A 245-nucleotide genomic window follows, 5' to 3' on the forward strand; every position below is an offset into this window, starting at 1 on the left:
GGCGACATCACGAGCATCAACGGCACGATGGCCAACTCGGTTCAGTACGATTCGTCGGCACACGACTCGATCACGCTGGGCGGTGAAGGTTCGACGACGCCGGTGGTGATCCACAACGTGGCCAATGGCGACGTGAGCGCATCGAGCGCCGACGCCATCAACGGCGCGCAGCTGTACAACACGGCCAGCTCGACGGCAGATGCGCTGGGTGGCGGTTCGACGGTGAACAGCGACGGTTCGATCTC

At 63.7% G+C, this 245-nt stretch carries 1 pseudogene; it reads left to right on the forward strand.

The annotated features are described in order from the left end of the window. Window positions 1-245 (forward strand): annotated as a pseudogene (locus tag U5782_RS41525) (adhesin); the annotation flags it as partial.

Origin of the sequence: Paraburkholderia sp. J67 (assembly GCF_905220265.1) — a bacterium.
In the GTDB taxonomy this organism is placed as follows: domain Bacteria; phylum Pseudomonadota; class Gammaproteobacteria; order Burkholderiales; family Burkholderiaceae; genus Paraburkholderia.